The 15,172-nt window shown below is 66.9% G+C and carries 15 protein-coding genes; 6 read left to right on the top strand and 9 right to left on the bottom strand.

Annotation, left to right across the window (positions count from 1 at the left end):
• Positions 1-7: 7 nt before the first annotated feature.
• Positions 8-1,192: a 5-(carboxyamino)imidazole ribonucleotide synthase gene (locus AMYNI_RS0111275; protein ID WP_026360308.1), complete on the top strand. Its 1,185-nt coding sequence runs from the start codon at positions 8-10 to the stop codon at positions 1,190-1,192.
• An 81-nt stretch (positions 1,193-1,273) separates the two neighbouring features.
• Complete coding sequence (gene purE / locus AMYNI_RS0111270) at positions 1,274-1,780, top strand: 5-(carboxyamino)imidazole ribonucleotide mutase (protein WP_020668114.1); 507 nt, start codon at positions 1,274-1,276, stop codon at positions 1,778-1,780.
• Positions 1,781-1,783: 3 nt separating this feature from the next.
• Here the strand turns inward: purE and AMYNI_RS0111265 are convergent, their stop codons facing one another.
• Positions 1,784-3,439 carry a class I adenylate-forming enzyme family protein gene (locus AMYNI_RS0111265; protein WP_020668113.1) on the bottom strand — a complete coding sequence of 552 codons (1,656 nt, stop codon included), beginning with the start codon at positions 3,437-3,439 and terminating at the stop codon, positions 1,784-1,786.
• 93 nt (positions 3,440-3,532) lie between these two features.
• On the opposite strand from AMYNI_RS0111265, the gene AMYNI_RS0111260 reads away from it, so the two are divergent.
• Positions 3,533-4,705, top strand: a complete 1,173-nt coding sequence (locus AMYNI_RS0111260; protein WP_020668112.1) for an acyl-CoA dehydrogenase family protein — start codon at positions 3,533-3,535, stop codon at positions 4,703-4,705.
• 266 nt (positions 4,706-4,971) lie between these two features.
• Here AMYNI_RS0111260 and AMYNI_RS48995 read toward each other — a convergent pair whose 3' ends face one another.
• The 3 genes from AMYNI_RS48995 to AMYNI_RS0111250 all read right to left on the bottom strand — a co-directional run bounded on the left by AMYNI_RS48995 (position 4,972) and on the right by AMYNI_RS0111250 (position 8,689).
• A complete protein-coding gene (locus AMYNI_RS48995) occupies positions 4,972-6,993 on the bottom strand; it encodes a hypothetical protein (protein ID WP_157357324.1) in 2,022 nt (673 codons plus the stop codon).
• A 430-nt stretch (positions 6,994-7,423) separates the two neighbouring features.
• Positions 7,424-7,612 (bottom strand): site-specific integrase, encoded by a 189-nt coding sequence (locus tag AMYNI_RS50085; protein WP_020668111.1) that lies wholly within the window; start codon positions 7,610-7,612, stop codon positions 7,424-7,426.
• A gap of 732 nt (positions 7,613-8,344) precedes the next feature.
• Positions 8,345-8,689 (bottom strand): hypothetical protein, encoded by a 345-nt coding sequence (locus AMYNI_RS0111250; protein ID WP_020668110.1) that lies wholly within the window; start codon positions 8,687-8,689, stop codon positions 8,345-8,347.
• A gap of 196 nt (positions 8,690-8,885) precedes the next feature.
• Between AMYNI_RS0111250 and AMYNI_RS0111245 the strand changes: the two genes are divergently transcribed.
• The gene (locus AMYNI_RS0111245; protein WP_020668109.1) at positions 8,886-9,770 is read left to right on the top strand and encodes a LysR family transcriptional regulator; all 885 of its coding nucleotides are present in this window, start codon (positions 8,886-8,888) and stop codon (positions 9,768-9,770) included.
• Here the strand turns inward: AMYNI_RS0111245 and AMYNI_RS0111240 are convergent.
• The 3 genes from AMYNI_RS0111240 to AMYNI_RS48990 all read right to left on the bottom strand — a co-directional run bounded on the left by AMYNI_RS0111240 (position 9,767) and on the right by AMYNI_RS48990 (position 12,030).
• The gene (locus AMYNI_RS0111240) at positions 9,767-10,504 is read right to left on the bottom strand and encodes an SDR family NAD(P)-dependent oxidoreductase (RefSeq protein WP_020668108.1); all 738 of its coding nucleotides are present in this window, start codon (positions 10,502-10,504) and stop codon (positions 9,767-9,769) included. The two genes, AMYNI_RS0111245 and AMYNI_RS0111240, sit on opposite strands and share 4 nt — an antisense overlap.
• Positions 10,505-10,556: 52 nt before the next feature.
• Positions 10,557-11,336, bottom strand: coding sequence for an SDR family oxidoreductase (locus tag AMYNI_RS0111235; protein WP_026360307.1), 780 nt, complete (start codon positions 11,334-11,336; stop codon positions 10,557-10,559).
• Between the two features lie 475 nt (positions 11,337-11,811).
• Entirely contained in the window at positions 11,812-12,030 is a 219-nt protein-coding gene (locus tag AMYNI_RS48990; RefSeq protein ID WP_157357323.1) for a hypothetical protein, read from the bottom strand.
• Positions 12,031-12,119: 89 nt separating this feature from the next.
• On the opposite strand from AMYNI_RS48990, the gene AMYNI_RS0111225 reads away from it, so the two are divergent.
• A complete protein-coding gene (locus tag AMYNI_RS0111225; protein WP_026360306.1) occupies positions 12,120-12,431 on the top strand; it encodes an NIPSNAP family protein in 312 nt (103 codons plus the stop codon).
• Between the two features lie 112 nt (positions 12,432-12,543).
• Positions 12,544-12,978, top strand: a complete 435-nt coding sequence (locus AMYNI_RS0111220) for a DoxX family protein (protein WP_026360305.1) — start codon at positions 12,544-12,546, stop codon at positions 12,976-12,978.
• A gap of 68 nt (positions 12,979-13,046) precedes the next feature.
• Here AMYNI_RS0111220 and AMYNI_RS0111215 read toward each other — a convergent pair whose 3' ends face one another.
• On the bottom strand, positions 13,047-13,748 hold the full coding sequence (locus tag AMYNI_RS0111215; protein WP_020668103.1) for a TIGR03089 family protein: 702 nt from the start codon (positions 13,746-13,748) through the stop codon (positions 13,047-13,049).
• 22 nt (positions 13,749-13,770) lie between these two features.
• On the bottom strand, positions 13,771-15,141 hold the full coding sequence (locus AMYNI_RS0111210; RefSeq protein ID WP_020668102.1) for an LCP family protein: 1,371 nt from the start codon (positions 15,139-15,141) through the stop codon (positions 13,771-13,773).
• Positions 15,142-15,172 lie beyond the last annotated feature (31 nt).

Here is a 15,172-nt window from a genome sequence, read left to right as displayed (position 1 = left end):
ACGCGCTATGGATTCTCGTACCGGACTTCCCCTCGTCGGCATGGTGGGCGGCGGCCAGCTCGCCAGGATGACCCACCAGGCCGCCATCTCGCTCGGCCAGTCGCTGCGGGTGCTCGCCGCGGACGAAAACGACTCGGCCGGCCTGGTCGCCGGGCAGGTGGAGTACGGGCACCACACCGACCTGGACGCGCTGCGCTCGTTCGCGGCCGGGGTCGACGTGCTCACCTTCGACCACGAGCACGTGCCGGGTGAGCACCTGCTGACGTTGGCCTACGAGGGCGTCACGGTGCGTCCCGGCCCGGAAGCGCTGCTGTACGCGCAGGACAAGCTGGCGATGCGGAAGACGTTGTCCGGCATGGGTTTCCCCGGACCTGCCTACGTGGCTGTGTCCGAAGTGGACGATGTGCTGAAGTTCGGCGCCGAGCACGGCTGGCCGGTGGTGCTCAAGGCGGCGCGCGGCGGTTACGACGGCCGTGGCGTGTGGATGCTGGACTCCGACGCGGAAGCCCGCGCCACGGTGCCGGAGCTGCTCGCCGCCGGCACGCCGCTGCTGGTGGAGACCAAGGTCGAAATGCGCCGCGAGCTGTCCGCGCTGGTCGCCCGCTCGCCGTTCGGCCAGGGCGCCGCGTGGCCGGTGGTGGAGACCGTGCAGAGCGGCGGGATCAACACCGAGGTGCTCGCCCCGGCGCCGGGGCTGACCGCGGCGCAGGTGCACGAGGCGCAGGACCTCGCCCTGCGGGTGGCCGCGGAGCTGGGCGTGGTCGGGGTGCTTGCGGTGGAGCTGTTCGAGACCGAGCGGGGGCTGCTGGTCAACGAGCTGGCGATGCGCCCGCACAACTCCGGGCACTGGACCATGGACGGCGCCCGCACCTCGCAGTTCGAGCAGCACCTGCGGGCGGTGCTGGACTACCCGCTCGGCGCCACCGACTCGCTGGCCCCGGCCTGTGTGATGGCGAACGTGCTCGGCGCGCCGTCAACCCCGGAGATGGGCCCGGACGAGCGGCTGCACCACCTGTTCGCGCGATTCCCGGACGCGCGCGTGCACCTGTACGGCAAGGGGGAGCGGCCGGGCCGCAAGCTCGGCCACGTGAACATGCTCGGTGACGACCTGCCGGAGCTGCGCATTCGCGCCCGGCTGGCCGCGCACTGGCTCTCCCACGCCGTCTGGCCAGACGGCCACGAAATCCACTGACCGGCAAATAGCCGACTTCTTGCCCGTCGCCAAAGGGCAAAAAGCCGGCTATTTGCCCCCCGGAGACGTGAGGAGAAGCGAGTGAGTGAGCAGGCCGCGCCCCAGGTGGGTGTGATCATGGGCAGCGACTCGGACTGGCCGGTGCTGGAGGCCGCCGGGCAGGCGTTGGCCGAGTTCGACGTGCCCTACGAGGTCGGCGTGTACTCGGCGCACCGCACCCCGCGGCGCATGCTCGACTACGCGGCCTCGGCCGCCGAGCGCGGGCTCAAGGTGATCATCGCCGGCGCCGGCGGCGCGGCGCACCTGCCCGGCATGGTGGCCTCGGCGACCGTGCTGCCGGTGATCGGCGTGCCGGTGCCGCTGAAGTACCTGGACGGGATGGACTCGCTGCTGTCCATCGTGCAGATGCCCGCCGGGGTGCCGGTGGCCACCGTCTCCGTCGGTGGCGCCCGCAACGCCGGCCTGCTGGCGGTGCGCGTGCTGGCCGCCGGTGACGAGGAGCTGCGGCGGCGGATGGCGCGCTTCCAGGCCGACCTCGAACAGCTCGTGCTGGACAAGGACGCCGCCCTCCGCGCCCGCCTGACGTAATGCTCAGTCCAGCTGCTCGCGCAGCTCGCGTTTGAGGATCTTGCCCGCCGCCGAGACCGGCAGCCGCTCGACGAACCTCAGCTCGCGCAGCCGCTTGTAGGGCACCACGTTCTCGTTCACCACGGCCATCAACTCCGCTTCGGTCAGATCGTCCGCGTCCGGCGCCCGCACCACGAACGCGACCGGCAGCTCGCCGACCTCCTGGCTCGGCCTGCCGACCACCGCCGCGGCGGCCACTCCCGGCTGGTCGGTCAGCATCTCCTCCAGCTCGCGCGGGTAGACGTTGTAACCCTTGTACAGCAGCAGATCCTTCTTGCGATCCACAATGGACAAATAGCCGTCCTCGTCCAGCACGCCGATGTCGCCGGTGCGCAGCCAGCCGTCCACCAGCGTTTCCGCGGTCTCCTCCGGCCGGTTCAGATAGCCCCGCATCACCTGCGGGCCGCGCAGGCAGACCTCGCCCGGCTGGCCGGCCGGGAGCGGCTCGCCGCCGCCGCCGTCCGGCGGCATGATCCGGACCTCGGTGTCGAAGATCGGCAGCCCGACCGCACCGACCTTGCGCACACCGGACCGGAACACCGGCGACGAGACGGCGCCCATGGTCACCTCGGTCAGGCCGTAGCCCTCGCTGATCACCGCTGCCGGCAGCAGCAGGCGGAGCGCGTTGATCATCTCGTGCGCCATCGGCGCGGCGCCGGAGGTCACCACGCGCACCGAGGACAGGTCCCTGGCCCGGATGTCCGGGTCGGCGAGCAGGGCGGCGAACAGCGCCGGTGCCCCGGCCATGGTGGTGACCCGGAGCCGTTCGGCGTCGGCGAGGTAGGCGGGCGGCTGCAGCCGGTCGTGCAGCACCGTCGTCGCCCCGGTGAGCAGCGGCACGATCAGCGCGCCGACCGTGCCCATCGCGTGGAAGAAGGGGGTCAGGTTGATGGCGACCCCGGTGCCGAGCCGGATCGGCCATTCCTGCTCGTCGCCGACCTGGTTCAGCACCGGATTGCCGTCGGTGTCCAGCGCGGGCATCGAGCCGGAGGCCCAGCAGGCGTACTGGACGGCGTTGGTGACCACGTTCCGGTGCGTCAGCCGGACCCCCTTGGAGCGTCCGGTGGTGCCGCCGGTGTAGGCCACGTGCGCGAGGCTCTCGTGCGCGTCGAGGTCGATTTCGGGCCGTTCGCCGGGCAGGTCGGCGTGGAACCGTTCGAACTTGACCTGCCTTGGTGCCGGGGTGCCGGGGCCGTCGACCACGGTGAGCCGGAGCCCGCCGGGCAGCGCCGCGGGGTTGTGCGTGATCGCGGCGACCGCGCCGCAGTCGTTCAGCTGGGCGGCCAGCGCGGGTGGCGGCAGCAGCGGGTTCGCCGGGCTGAAGGTGGCCCCGGCCAGCGAGATGCCGTAGTAGGCGACCGGGTAGCCGAGGCCGTTCGGCAGGTGCACCGCGACCGTGTCGCCGGGGCCGATGCCGCGTGCGCCGAGCGCGTTGGCGAACCGGCAGGCCGCCGCGTAAAGCTCGGCGAAGCTGAGTCTGCGGTCACCGTGGGCGAAGGCGGTGCGATCGCCGTACCTGGCCGCGGCACCGGCCGCGATCGAGCCGACCGGAACGTCCGGATAGGTCAGTGTCTTCGGGGTCTTCGGGAATGTCGCCGAGAATCCACTGGTGAGCGCCATCACCGCACCGTACGAACAGTGCGGCCAAGGCCACAAGGACGAATCGAGTGAACGGCCGCTAACATCAAGAGAGATCCTGATCGCCGACGAGAGGTGACCCACGTGTCTGACGGCCCCGGGCTGTACCAGCTGGCCGAGGAGCACGAGGAGCTGCGAGCTGCCGTGCGCGCCCTGGCGGAGAAGGAGATCGCCCCGCACGCGGCCGAGGTCGACGAGCAGGAGCGCTACCCGGTCGAGGCGCGCGATGCGCTGGTCAAGGCCGGTTTCAACGCGGTGCACATCCCCGACGACTACGAGGGTCAGGGCGCCGACGCGATCGCCGCCTGCATCGTGATCGAGGAGGTGGCGCGGGTGGACGCGTCGGCCTCGCTGATTCCCGCGGTGAACAAGCTGGGCACCCAGCCGATCATTCTGTCCGGTTCGGAGCAGGTGAAGAAGCTGGTGCTGCCGTCGATCGCGTCCGGTGAGGCGTCCGCGTCCTACGCGCTGTCCGAGCGCGAGGCCGGTTCGGACACCGCGTCCATGCGCTGCCGTGCGCGGGCGGACGGCGACACCTGGGTGCTCAACGGCACCAAGTGCTGGATCACCAACGCGGGCGAGTCCACCTGGTACACCGTGATGGCGGTGACCGACCCGGACGCGGAGAAGAAGGCCAACGGCATCTCGGCGTTCGCGGTGCACAAGGACGACCCGGGCTTTTCGGTCGGGCCGAAGGAGAAGAAACTCGGCATCAAGGGCTCGCCGACTCGCGAGATCTACTTCGAGAACTGCGTCATCCCGGCGGACCGGATCATCGGCGAGCCCGGCACCGGCCTGAAGACCGCGCTGCGCACCCTCGACCACACCCGCCCCACCATCGGCGCACAGGCCCTCGGCATCGCACAGGGCGCGCTCGATGCCGCGCTCGCGTATGTCAAGGAGCGCAAGCAGTTCGGCAAGGCGATCGCCGAGTTCCAGGGCGTGCAGTTCATGCTCGCCGACATGGGCACCCAGATCGAGGCCGCCCGGCACCTGGTCTACGCCTCCGCCGCCGCCACCGAACGTGGTGACAAACGCGCCGGCTTCATGGCCTCCGCCGCCAAGTCCTACGCGTCGGATATCGCCATGTCCGTCACCACCGACGCCGTCCAGCTCTTCGGCGGTGCCGGCTACACCCGCGACTTCCCCGTCGAACGCATGATGCGCGACGCGAAGATCACGCAGATCTACGAAGGCACCAACCAGATCCAGCGCATGGTGATGGCCCGCGCCCTGCTCAAGGGCTGATTTGATCTTGACCCGGTAGTTCGGGCGGCTCTGGCTGCTCATGATCAGGCCGTCATCCGCCGCAGGCCGTCCGAACACCGAGTCGATCGCCAGCCGAGCCCGCTCGTGACTGGACGGCACCAGGTGCGTGTACGTCCGGATCGTGAACTCGGGACCGGGCAGATAGGCATCCATCGATGACTGCCATGGACAAGGGGCACCACAAGGACAGTTGTAGACGGCCGTCGACATGTCTGGTGCCACTGCAGCTCTTGTGGCAGGCCCGATCAGCGCTTGATTAATGGGGAAAATAATTGATCACCAACCCGCCAGCGTCCCCCTAGGTGTAGGAAGTGGCGCGGGATCGCCTCTAAAGAAATCCTTAGTCGATACCGCTCGTGAATCTCCTCTGCGATCGCTATCTGCGGTGAAGTTAGAAAGGAGAGAACTTCCTTGATGGTTTCCTTTGGGATCTCGCGGCTTAGAAGGTCGCGCAGTGATCTGCGGATAGCCGTGGTATCTAACCAGCCTACCCCGAATGAGTCCAGCTCTTCATCAGACATTGGTGACTCGGCTTCCCGTGAAAGAATCTCGACTATGCCTCGCATAGAGAGTGCCCAGTCCTCCTTTTCTTTCCACTTCGCCAGAAGATGCTCTCTTCGGCCTGTTGCCTGAATGGAAGGATCAAGAAGAGGGTCGAGTTCTTCGGGGGTCAGTGGAGTGTTCTCTTGCCGCCTGACCGCTTCCGCTAGGGTGTTGGTGGAAACTACTGCCACTCGCTCATCGTTGTCTAGGATGTCTAGCAATCTGCGTTCGAATCCAGGGCCAATGTAGAGAGTCGCTTCAGCGTCGTACTGTGCGCGATGGTCTGCAAGTGTTGCGGGCTTTGCCTGTTCTTCCGGAACTGTTCCACTGGCGGCGCTTTTTGTCTCCACTGTTAGCACGAGACCTAACTTGCCGGGTCGGGTAAGGACAGTGCCGTCGGGTTCTCCGTGTCCACCAATATGGGTTGCCGGAAATCCTAGGAAGACCAGGGCTTCAATAGCGGCGGCTTCCAGTTCTGCAGACATCTCGCTCATTCGAGCGGCGCGAGTCAGGTTATCAGCAATCTGATATGCCGACTTCTCGTGACGTTCGCCTTCTTGGCAGAAGTCGATTTCGACGGAATTCTTCGCCTTGCCTGGAGAGGGGGTATCTGAGGCTCGGTCCACCGATTCAATACATGGAACCGAATGATAGAATGCGATTCCTGGTTGTGTTGTCATGTAAAAATGGTTCGACACGTTAACAATCAGTCCGAGAGCTTCCAAGAGTGCCATCCGGGCGGTGAGTCCGCCACGTTTAAGGGGCTCGTAGCGGCCCTCCATCGAGTACTTGACGCACCTCTCAAGGACCTCCGCAAATGTTAATCTTCTGGAAATCTCAAGTTCTTTTATTATTTCACCGAAGTACCAAATATTGGCATGCGCTATGCGCGCAAGGTCAATTGGGTATGCACTCGCCGTCCAAGATAATCCCGCCGGAGTTGCAGCTATTTCTGTCGACGATACTCTTTCGAGCAAGCCAATTAATATTAGTGACCGGATTACCGTTTCGGCACTCATTGCGCTAGCGTTAAAGATAGTTGCCGATTTTGCCACAAGGGCCTCGTCGAAAGTTGGAGAGGCGCACGTTTCTATTATGGTTCGAAGAGCTTCAATTTGCCCGTTTCTTGTCTTAACTCTGGGGATGTAGAGACTTGCTGCTCGCGATCGAATTTCTGGATTTGTTTCGATCTTACTTATAAGGTCTTCAACCGCCCGGGGGGCGGGCTGCAGGTCCGCGGGAGACGCGACGTTGGCCTCAGGCTCGTGCACTGTGAGGCGGGCGAGGAATTGTCTTCCTTTGTCACTGAGGTGAACCTTGTGACTGTAGGATTTCACAAGGCCTGCAGCTTCCAGCCATTTGGTCCTGTTGTAGATTGGGCCGCTGGTTATCCAGCCAAAACTATACTTTTCGCATGCGATTTTAAGCAGGGCGGGGCTAGACATCGATTCTTTTGTTAGTTCATGAAGGAGTTCGCCAATGAATCGCACATGCGCATGGAAGATTGCGATCAGTTGCTCGGGATCTCTGTTGTTAAGCCAGGCTTTTCCATGGATTGACAGGTGTACCTCGGGTCCTTCTCGTAAGATTAACCCAGAATTGGCGATCGGGCCGATGGCGTTCCACAGGGCGACCTCGCTGCCTGGATCTGGCCAAGAAATTACTTCGTCTTTGCGGGTCCCGTTGCTGACTAACTCAAGAAGGCGTGCGAGGTTGTCAAGCATGTACGACCGGTCGCCCCTGAGGTATCCGAGGACTGGGTCTCGTTCGTTCCAAGGTAGCGGGTCGGGTAATTGGACTTTTGGTTTACTGCGAACGCTACGCGGCATGGTACGTAGGCTAGCTGACGCTCGATAGTGACTCTCCCATGCACAGCAAGTGCTCGGTTGTCTCCAACCTATCATCGGTCTGCCATTATTCGATCTTGATTGCGTGTCTGGCAGGCCACTGTTCGCGCCCGACTGAAGAAGTGAATTGACGGTCGTTGGGACGGTTGTCGTTTGGTGATCATGCTGCCTCCAGGCCATCATCAGCGGCAGCCCGTCCGAACACTGAGTCGATCGCCAGCCGAGCACGCTCGTGACTTGACGGCACCAGGTGCGTGTACGTCCGGAGCGTGAACCCGGCGTCCGAGTGCCCGAGGTACTCGGCCAGCTACTTGATCGAAACGCCCCGCGCCAGCAGCATCGAGGCGTAGAAGTGCCGCAAGGCGTGCATGCCGTCGATCTGGCTCCGGTACTCGATCCCGGCCTTGCGGAACGCGCCCTTCCACACCACCTTGGTGAACAGGTCGCCCGTGTACAGGCGACCCTCTTCGCCGGTCACCAGCAGGCGGACCGTCACCAGCTCGCCGTCCGGTTTGCGCCACGGCAGCGTGGTCGCGGTGGCCGGGAACCGATCCTCGTGATCGTCGATCTCGGCCAGCAGCGCGGGGGAGATCGGAGCCGTCCGCGTCTTCCCGCCCTTCGGCGGCGCGCGGCAGGCCCGTCACCTTGGCGGCCGTGCCCGAGGTCGACGCGGCCAACACCGGGCCTGCCGCTCCGCTCACGGCCCGGCAGGCCGCGCGGCACAGCCGCCCGAGGTTGGTCACCGGCGCGCCGCCGCAGGCGACCCGAACCTCCGGAGGCCAGCTACCAGCCGCGCCAGTACTCTCCGCCGGTCGCCAGGCTCCCCACCGCCCCGAACGCCGGATCGTTCAACGGCCGCTGCACCGCGTCAAGGCGGGAAAGCGTGCCTTGACCCGGCACAACGGCCGCGTGGGATGGCTGCGTATCGGAGCGATGGGGGAGGAGTGGTCGAGCAAGATCAGGCCGTCTCCAGGCCGTCAGAGGACGGGCACGGCCGAGAACGCGTGAGAACTGTCGAGAGGTGAATAAGCAGGTCAGCGGCCATTTTTGGCCAAGATCCGCAGGTGATCAAAAACTAGGGGAGAGATCACGCAGATCTACGAAGGCACCAACCAGATCCAGCGCATGGTGATGGCCCGCGCCCTGCTCAAGGGCTGAGCTTCCGCCGCGGTTCCGGCGATCGCGATGGACGGTCGCCCGAACTCTCCGCTACTCCCGCGCCCTTGCCCTAGCTGAAGACCACTGAGCGCAGCAGGAGCCGCTCTGAGCCGTGGCCGCCGTGGGGCCGGAGGGAGAAGTAGGCGTCCGATTCGCAGTCGCCATCCTTGAACACCACCGCCCGCTTGTCGGTGTTGTTGCGCGGGCGGAACGCGGACACGTCCCAGTCAGCGATCTCCGGGATTTCGATGCACTTCTTGCTGGGCGGATCGACCAGCGAACCGACCCGGATGTCTCCGTCCTTGTCGACGTAGCGGTAGCTGAACTCGCCCTCGGCCGCCGACGCGGTACCGGGGATGGTGAGGAACAGAGCAAAAGCGCTTGTCAGGGCGAGGAAAGCAGTACGCAGGCGCATGGGAACGCATCCTTTCGGTGGCGGCTTGGACAGCTAAAAGACTGCTCGCTTTCCGGCCTCGACAGGCCGATCCCACCCGTTCGCGCTGCGTTAGTCGCCGGTTCGGGTGGTCGCGCTCAAGCCCGGACGTGGAGTAAACGCGCCGCTTCCCGTGTTGTAGGACTCGTTACATCGACAGGGGAGGGGACGGGAGCCGATGAGCCTTCGTCAGTACGAGTACGCCCTGGCCGTTGCCGAGGAGGGCTCGGTGACGGCAGCGGCGGAGCTGCTGCGCGTCGCTCAACCGTCGGTGTCCCAGCAGATCCGCGGCCTGGAGCGGGAACTCGGCGTGAAACTGTTCGCCCGCACGCCGACCGGGCTGGTGCCCACCGTGGTCGGCCGCGCGTTCCTGCGGGAGGCGGAGGTCGCGGTGAGCGCGTCGCGGCGGGCGCGGGCGACGGCGCAGGCCGGTGCCGACGAACTGGTGGGCGAGTTGGTGGTCGCGGTGCAGCTGGGCTTTGGCACGCGGCAGCTGCCGGGCGCGCTGGGCGCCCTGCGTCGCCGCTTCCCGCGGCTGGAGGTCAGCGTCTTCGAGGAACCGAGCTCCGCCGAGCTGGAGCAGCTGGGGCGCCGGGGAGTGCTGGACCTCGCCCTGATGGCGGCGTGCGAGCAGTCCCCCGACGACGCCCACCACCTCGGCGACGAGGAGTTCGTCGTGGTGCTGGGCGCCGGGCACCGGCTGCTCGCCGCGGACCGGGTCGAGCTGCGCGACCTGGCGGGGGAGCCGTGGGTGAGGTTCGACCGCGACAGCGCGCTCGACGCCGTGCTGCTGAGCGTGCTGCGGGACAACGATCTCGCCCCGACCACGGCCGCCCGCGTGTCCCAGACCGCGACGGCCGCGCGCTGGGCCGCCAACGGGCTGGGGGTGACGCTCGTCCCGGCCTCCGCGGTGCCCCACGGTCACGAGCACCTCGTTCGTCCGGTGTTCCCGGTCGTGTCCCAGCCCGTCATCGCCGTGCTCCGCCAAGCCGCGGGCCCGGCGGAGACGGCCCTGCTCGAACTCCTGCGGCAGGAGACCTGGTCCGAGCTCGCTTTCCGCTAGACGATGGTGCCGCCGGCGTCGACGTGGATCGTGGTGCCGGTGATGTAGCTGGCACGAGGAGAAGCAAGGAAATAGATCGCCTCGGCGATCTCGCGTGCTTCGGCCGTCCGCTTGATCCCCAGACCTTTAGCCACGTCCTCGCCGCTCGCACCCCATTCGGCCCACTCGGCCAGTGCGCCTTCGCTGCGGGTCGGACCGGGAGCGACGCTGTTGACCCGTACGCCGCCATCGGCGAACTCCGCCGCCCAAGTGCGGGTCAGCGAGGCCAGCGCGGCTTTGGACGCTCCGTAGGCCGAGGCGCCGGGGAAGCCCTTGAACGCCGCGAGGGTGGTGACGTTGACGATGTTGCCATCGCCCTTCTCGAGCATGTGCGGCACGAGCGCGGCGACCAGGAAGTAGGCGCCGCGCACGTTCGTGTCGAAGATCCGTTCGTAGCCCTCCACGCTCTGTTCGACGGTGAGCGAGGCGGGGAAGGCGCCCGCGTTGTTGACCAGGATGTCGACCGGACCGCTCTGGCGGCTCAGTTCGGCGACCGAGTCCAAGTCGGCCAGGTCGGCGGGGATGAATCGGACCACGCCGTCGTCCTGCGCGGTGTGCACAGCGTTCTTGCCGCGCTGGACGTCGCGGCCGGTGATGACGACTTCGGCACCCGCGCGGGCCAGCAATCGAGCGGTTTCCAGGCCGATTCCGGAAGTGCCGCCGGTGACCAGCGCGATCTTGCCCTGCAATTCCATGCAGTGTGACCTTTCTTTTTGTTGAAACCGCAGTTCCGGAATTCCACCGGCGTCAACCCCGGTGGAATTCACCGCCGTCCACGACGAGACTGCTTCCGGTCAGCCAGCTCGCCCGTTCGGACAAGAGGAACAGCACCGCGTTGGCGATGTCGTCGGGCGCACCATCGCGTCCCAGCGGCACGGTGGGCACGGCGGTGTCGTCCTGGTCCGGCGCCGCGTACAGCTGCGTCCACTGCTCCCGTGTTGCTTCGCCGCCGGGGGTGGCGGTCCGACCGGGAGACACGGTGTTGACCCGGATTCCGAATGGGGCCAGCTCCAAGGCCAGTCCTCGGCTGTAGTTCTCCAGCGCCGCCTTCGCCGCCGTGTAGTGAAGGAACGGCGCTACCGGGGTGGGGACCGCGGCTGAGGAGATGTGCACGACCATCCCCGAATGCCGTTCCCGCATCCCCGGTGTCAGTGCCGAGTCCAGTCGCACCGCCGCCAGGAGGTTCAGGTCCAGCGCGTCCTGCCACTCCTCGTCGGGGATGGCCGAGCTGCCCTTGTGCGGTCGCGCCCCACCCGCGTTGTGGACCAGGATGTCCACCCCGCCGAACGTCTTCTGCGCGGTCGTGGCGAGCGCCTCCGCGCCGGCCCGTGTCCGCACGTCGGCCTCCACGAAGGTGGCCCCGGCCGGCACCGTGCTCAGCGCCGACCTGGCGGTCGTGAGCACCTCGGCGCCCGCGTCCAGGAGCTGGCGCACGACGGCCGCTCCGATTCCGCGAGAACCACCCGTGACCAGGGCCCGCTTTCCCGCGAGTTCTCGTGTTCCGGATCCGTTTTCGAACGTGGTCATGCCACCGTGCCTCTCGATTGCGTGTTCGTCCGCTTGTTTTCACGGTACGTCCGGAAAAGAACGAGAGGCAAAGACGAAATGTCAGCAGGTGCCATAGGGAATTCCTATGGCACCTGCGGAAGAGGGGGCACCTCCACTCCTGCAACGTCCGTGAAGGGCCCCTTGCCTACCTTGAACGTAGGTAAGGGCCCCTTCACGGACGCCCCCGACAAAGCTGGTGAAGGCAGCGTCAAGCAACCCTTGGGCTACAAGATTAATCTGGCGCGTGAGGCCAAGGGTTGGGTTTCGGACTTACTGGCAGCTACCGCAGCAGCCACAGCCAGGACCACTGCACGACGAACAGCAACTGCAGCCACCCATGCGAACCACCCATCCTTCCGGGAATACGACATTTTCGCGATTAATCGTAGACCGGCTGGCGGCTGGCACGTACCGCCTCCTGAGTGACATATGCGCATACCGCGATCCGACGGCCTCAGGTGCCCTCATGGCCACCTTGGGGGCGTTCGGTGCCGTCATGGTGGCCATGAGGGGGGTCGGCGGGAAGGGCGGGGGAAGGCCAGGGGTGGTCGACGGAGATGGTGGCGCGGGTGAGGAGGCCGGCGGCGCGCAGGAGCTCGGCGACGTCGGTGACGAGCGCGGCATAGCGGTCGGTCGGCAGGTCCGGCAGGTGGACAACGAACTCGCGGCTCATGGGTGTCACATTGCCGTGGTTCCGCGCGGAAACCGGCAGTCGTTCCCCGGTGAAAACATGATCTTGCCGTCGGTCGTAGCGTGGGCGGGGTGATTACCTGTGTGGTGACCTATCAGATCGACCCGGCCAAGATCAGCGTGTTCGAGGTGTTCGCGCGGACGTGGATGGGGCTGGTGGAGCGGCACGGCGGCGTGCACCACGGCTACTTCCTGCCCGGCGAAGGGGCGAGTGACGAAGCGCTCGCGTTGTTCAGTTTCGAGAGCCTGGCTGCGTACGAGGAGTACCGCGGGCTGTTCGGGGTGGACCCGGACTTCATCGCGGCGGACCGGATCAGGGACGACAGCGGCTGCGTGATCCGGTACACCCGAACCTTCATGAAGCCGCTGCTGCCCGACGACTGAACCCGCGGCGTGCCGCTCGTCACGCCACCAGCTGGTCTTTTACCTCGTTTTTAGCGAAGCCGGGCTACCGTCCCCGATGTTTGGTTGAATTTTCATCTATCGGGGAGCTGCGATGTTCGCAAGAGTGCAAGATGTGGTCCTGCTGGCTGGCCGGGTGGCGGTCGCCGTCGTGTTCATGGCGCACGGCCTGCAGAAGTGGAACGCGGGGCTGGACGCCACCTCGCAGATGATGGCCAGCACCGGCATGCCGCTGCCCACCGCGGCGGCGATCTTCGCGATGACCGTCGAGATCCTCGGCTCGGTCGCCTTCATCGCCGGCTTCCTGCTGCCGCTGGTCGGCCTCGGCTACCTGGTGGTCGCGCTCGGCGCCCTGCTGTCCGTGCACATCGACAACGGGCTCACCGCGCAGGGCGGCTACGAACTGGTACTCGTGCTGGCCTTCGCCGGACTGGCGCTCGGCTTCAACGGTGGCCGGCTCTCGCTTGACCACCTGCTGTTCTGGCGCAAGCGCGAGTCCCGCGCACTCGCCCAGCCGCAGCCCGCCTGACTCCCGCGCGTACGAGCCCAATGTGACGTTTGGTGTCTTCTATTGGCCAAACGTCACGTTGGGCCAGGTCAGGCGAGTAGGTCGACGCCCGCGCGTTCGGTGCTCCGGTGGCCGTCGAGCTTGGCCGGGTCGGGGTTGCTCACCTGCACCAGATGCGCCCCGGCGGTCAGCGGGGCGAGCAGGCCGGTGAGCACCCCCTCCGGCAAGTCCCATTCCACAGTGGACAGCACACGATCCCCTGGCGAGATGCCGGAACTCGCTGCCCTGGCGCGGGCTTCCGCCAGAACTTCGTCCACTGTGGAGGAAAGCAGGGCCGGGGTGTCGCCGGGTACCGGGAACAGCGGGCTGAACTCGTCACCGGAGAGCCTGGCTTCGGAGAGGTAGTCCAGCGCGCCGTCGGACGCCCGCGTGCTCAGCCCTCGGCCCATCGGGTCCAGCGATACCACGGCGGTGTCCGGCCCCTGTTCTTCCGTTGTGACGAAAGCGATCCGCGCCCCGGCGGCCTCGGGGACCACCTGCGCGCCGCACCACCAGGCGCCGAGCAGCACACCGGCGGTCTGCCAGTGCGCGGGCAGCCGCACGGCCACCTTGTCGCCCGGCTCCACATCGAACTCTTCGACCAGCCAGTTCGCCGTCTTGGCGGCCCAGTTCGCCATGGTCGCCACGGACAGCTCCACCCGGCTGCCGGTCGCGTCGTCGTAGTGCGTGATCAGTGGGCGGGCCCCGGATGCGGTCAGCAACGGGCGCAGCAGCTGTTCGGTGAGGCTCACGGCCCCGAATCTACCCGCCGCGCTAGTTCACGCAGGCCGGGCCGTCCTGCGCGAGCCTGGGCGCGCCGGCCGGACCGCCACCGGGACTGCCGCCACCGCCGCCCTGCACCTCGCCCCGGCCGACCTTGCTCTGCACGAACTGCCGGACCACCGACGGGTCGACCTCGACGATGCTCTGCCCGTCCGGGCTGCGCCCGCCCACGGTGACCACCGGGATGGTCTCGAACTGCACGTCCCCGGAGGCGATTCCCTTGGCCTGCTCGGCGAACTCCAGCGGGTCCAGCTGCTCGTCCAGCACGATCGAGCGACGGACCGCGTCGGTCAGCTGGTTCAGCATGGACGGGCTGGTCAGCGTGCCGGCGGAGAGCACCTTGTTCAGCGCGGAGGACAGGAACGCCTGCTGCCGCACGATCCGGTCCAGGTCGCCGCGCGGCAGGTTCTTGCGCTGCCGCACGAAGGACAGCGCCTCGCCGCCGGAGACGGTCTGCCGCCCGGCGCGGAAGTCGGCGCCGGAGTCCTTGTCCTCGGTGGCGTGCTTCAGGCACACCGGGACCCCGCCGAGCGCCTCGGTGAGCAGGTAGAAACCGAGCAGGTTCACCTCCGCGTAGTGGTCCACCCGGATCTGCGTGAAGTCCTGCACGGCCTGCACCAGCGCCCGGCGGCCGGCCTGGTCGGAGTCGCGCTCGACCTTGGCCGCGTCGCGTTCGCCGCCCCGGCGCTCCCGGTTGGCGGCGGCGATCTTGGCAGCCCCGTAGACCGAGTTGACCTTGCCCTGGCCACCATGGGGGACGTTCAGCCAGGTGTCCCGCGGCAGGGACAGGCCGACCGGCTTGCCGCCGTTCTTCGGGATGCGCAACACGATCAGGGTGTCCGTGTTGATCCCGGCCTTCTCCTCGGTGCGCAGCTCCTTGAGCACGTTCAGCGGCAACGGGTTGCCCTGCATGTCCGTCCTGGCGTCCGTGCCGACCAGCAGGATGTCGTTCGCGCCGTCGTCCGCGGGCGGGGCCGGGCGGCCGTCGTCGCCGCCGAGCAGCGCGTCGGTGGTGTGCACGTTGCTCTTGAACTGGTCGTAGGTCAGGTAGGCGTAGCCGGTCGCGGCCAGCGCGACCACCGAGAGCAGTGCGACGAGCACCTTGCCGGTGATGCGCCCGCCGGACTTCCCGGGCGCGGCGGGCGGCTCGGGCGCGCGGTGCCGCGGGTAAGGCGTCGGAGTCGGGCGTTTACCGTGCGTGAGAAGGGGGAGGTGCTGCTCGAAAGTGGGCGGACCGGCCTTGTCGGCCGCCGCTCCGGTACCGCTCGGTACCGCAGACTCGTCGAGTTCTTCCTGGTCACCGTCGAGTTCACCGGTGAGGGGACGGTCGACCTCGCGTTCCGCATCGTCGCCGCCTGACACCCTCGCCCACCTCCACGATCATTACCTGCCG

It is taken from the genome of Amycolatopsis nigrescens CSC17Ta-90 (genome assembly GCF_000384315.1).
Lineage (GTDB): Bacteria > Actinomycetota > Actinomycetes > Mycobacteriales > Pseudonocardiaceae > Amycolatopsis > Amycolatopsis nigrescens.
This window is presented reverse-complemented; position numbering and strand designations above follow the sequence as displayed.

Bases quoted from the DNA above. Each gene is read 5' to 3' on its own strand.
- AMYNI_RS48995 (WP_157357324.1), bottom strand. From the start codon at position 6,993: ATGCTTGACAACCTCGCACGCCTTCTTGAGTTAGTCAGCAACGGGACC.
- AMYNI_RS0111240 (WP_020668108.1), bottom strand. From the start codon at position 10,504: ATGGAATTGCAGGGCAAGATCGCGCTGGTCACCGGCGGCACTTCCGGA.
- AMYNI_RS0111235 (WP_026360307.1), bottom strand. From the start codon at position 11,336: ATGACCACGTTCGAAAACGGATCCGGAACACGAGAACTCGCGGGAAAG.
- AMYNI_RS48990 (WP_157357323.1), bottom strand. From the start codon at position 12,030: ATGAGCCGCGAGTTCGTTGTCCACCTGCCGGACCTGCCGACCGACCGC.
- AMYNI_RS0111275 (WP_026360308.1), top strand. From the start codon at position 8: ATGGATTCTCGTACCGGACTTCCCCTCGTCGGCATGGTGGGCGGCGGC.
- AMYNI_RS0111220 (WP_026360305.1), top strand. From the start codon at position 12,544: ATGTTCGCAAGAGTGCAAGATGTGGTCCTGCTGGCTGGCCGGGTGGCG.
- AMYNI_RS0111265 (WP_020668113.1), bottom strand. From the start codon at position 3,439: ATGGCGCTCACCAGTGGATTCTCGGCGACATTCCCGAAGACCCCGAAG.
- AMYNI_RS0111245 (WP_020668109.1), top strand. From the start codon at position 8,886: ATGAGCCTTCGTCAGTACGAGTACGCCCTGGCCGTTGCCGAGGAGGGC.
- AMYNI_RS0111250 (WP_020668110.1), bottom strand. From the start codon at position 8,689: ATGCGCCTGCGTACTGCTTTCCTCGCCCTGACAAGCGCTTTTGCTCTG.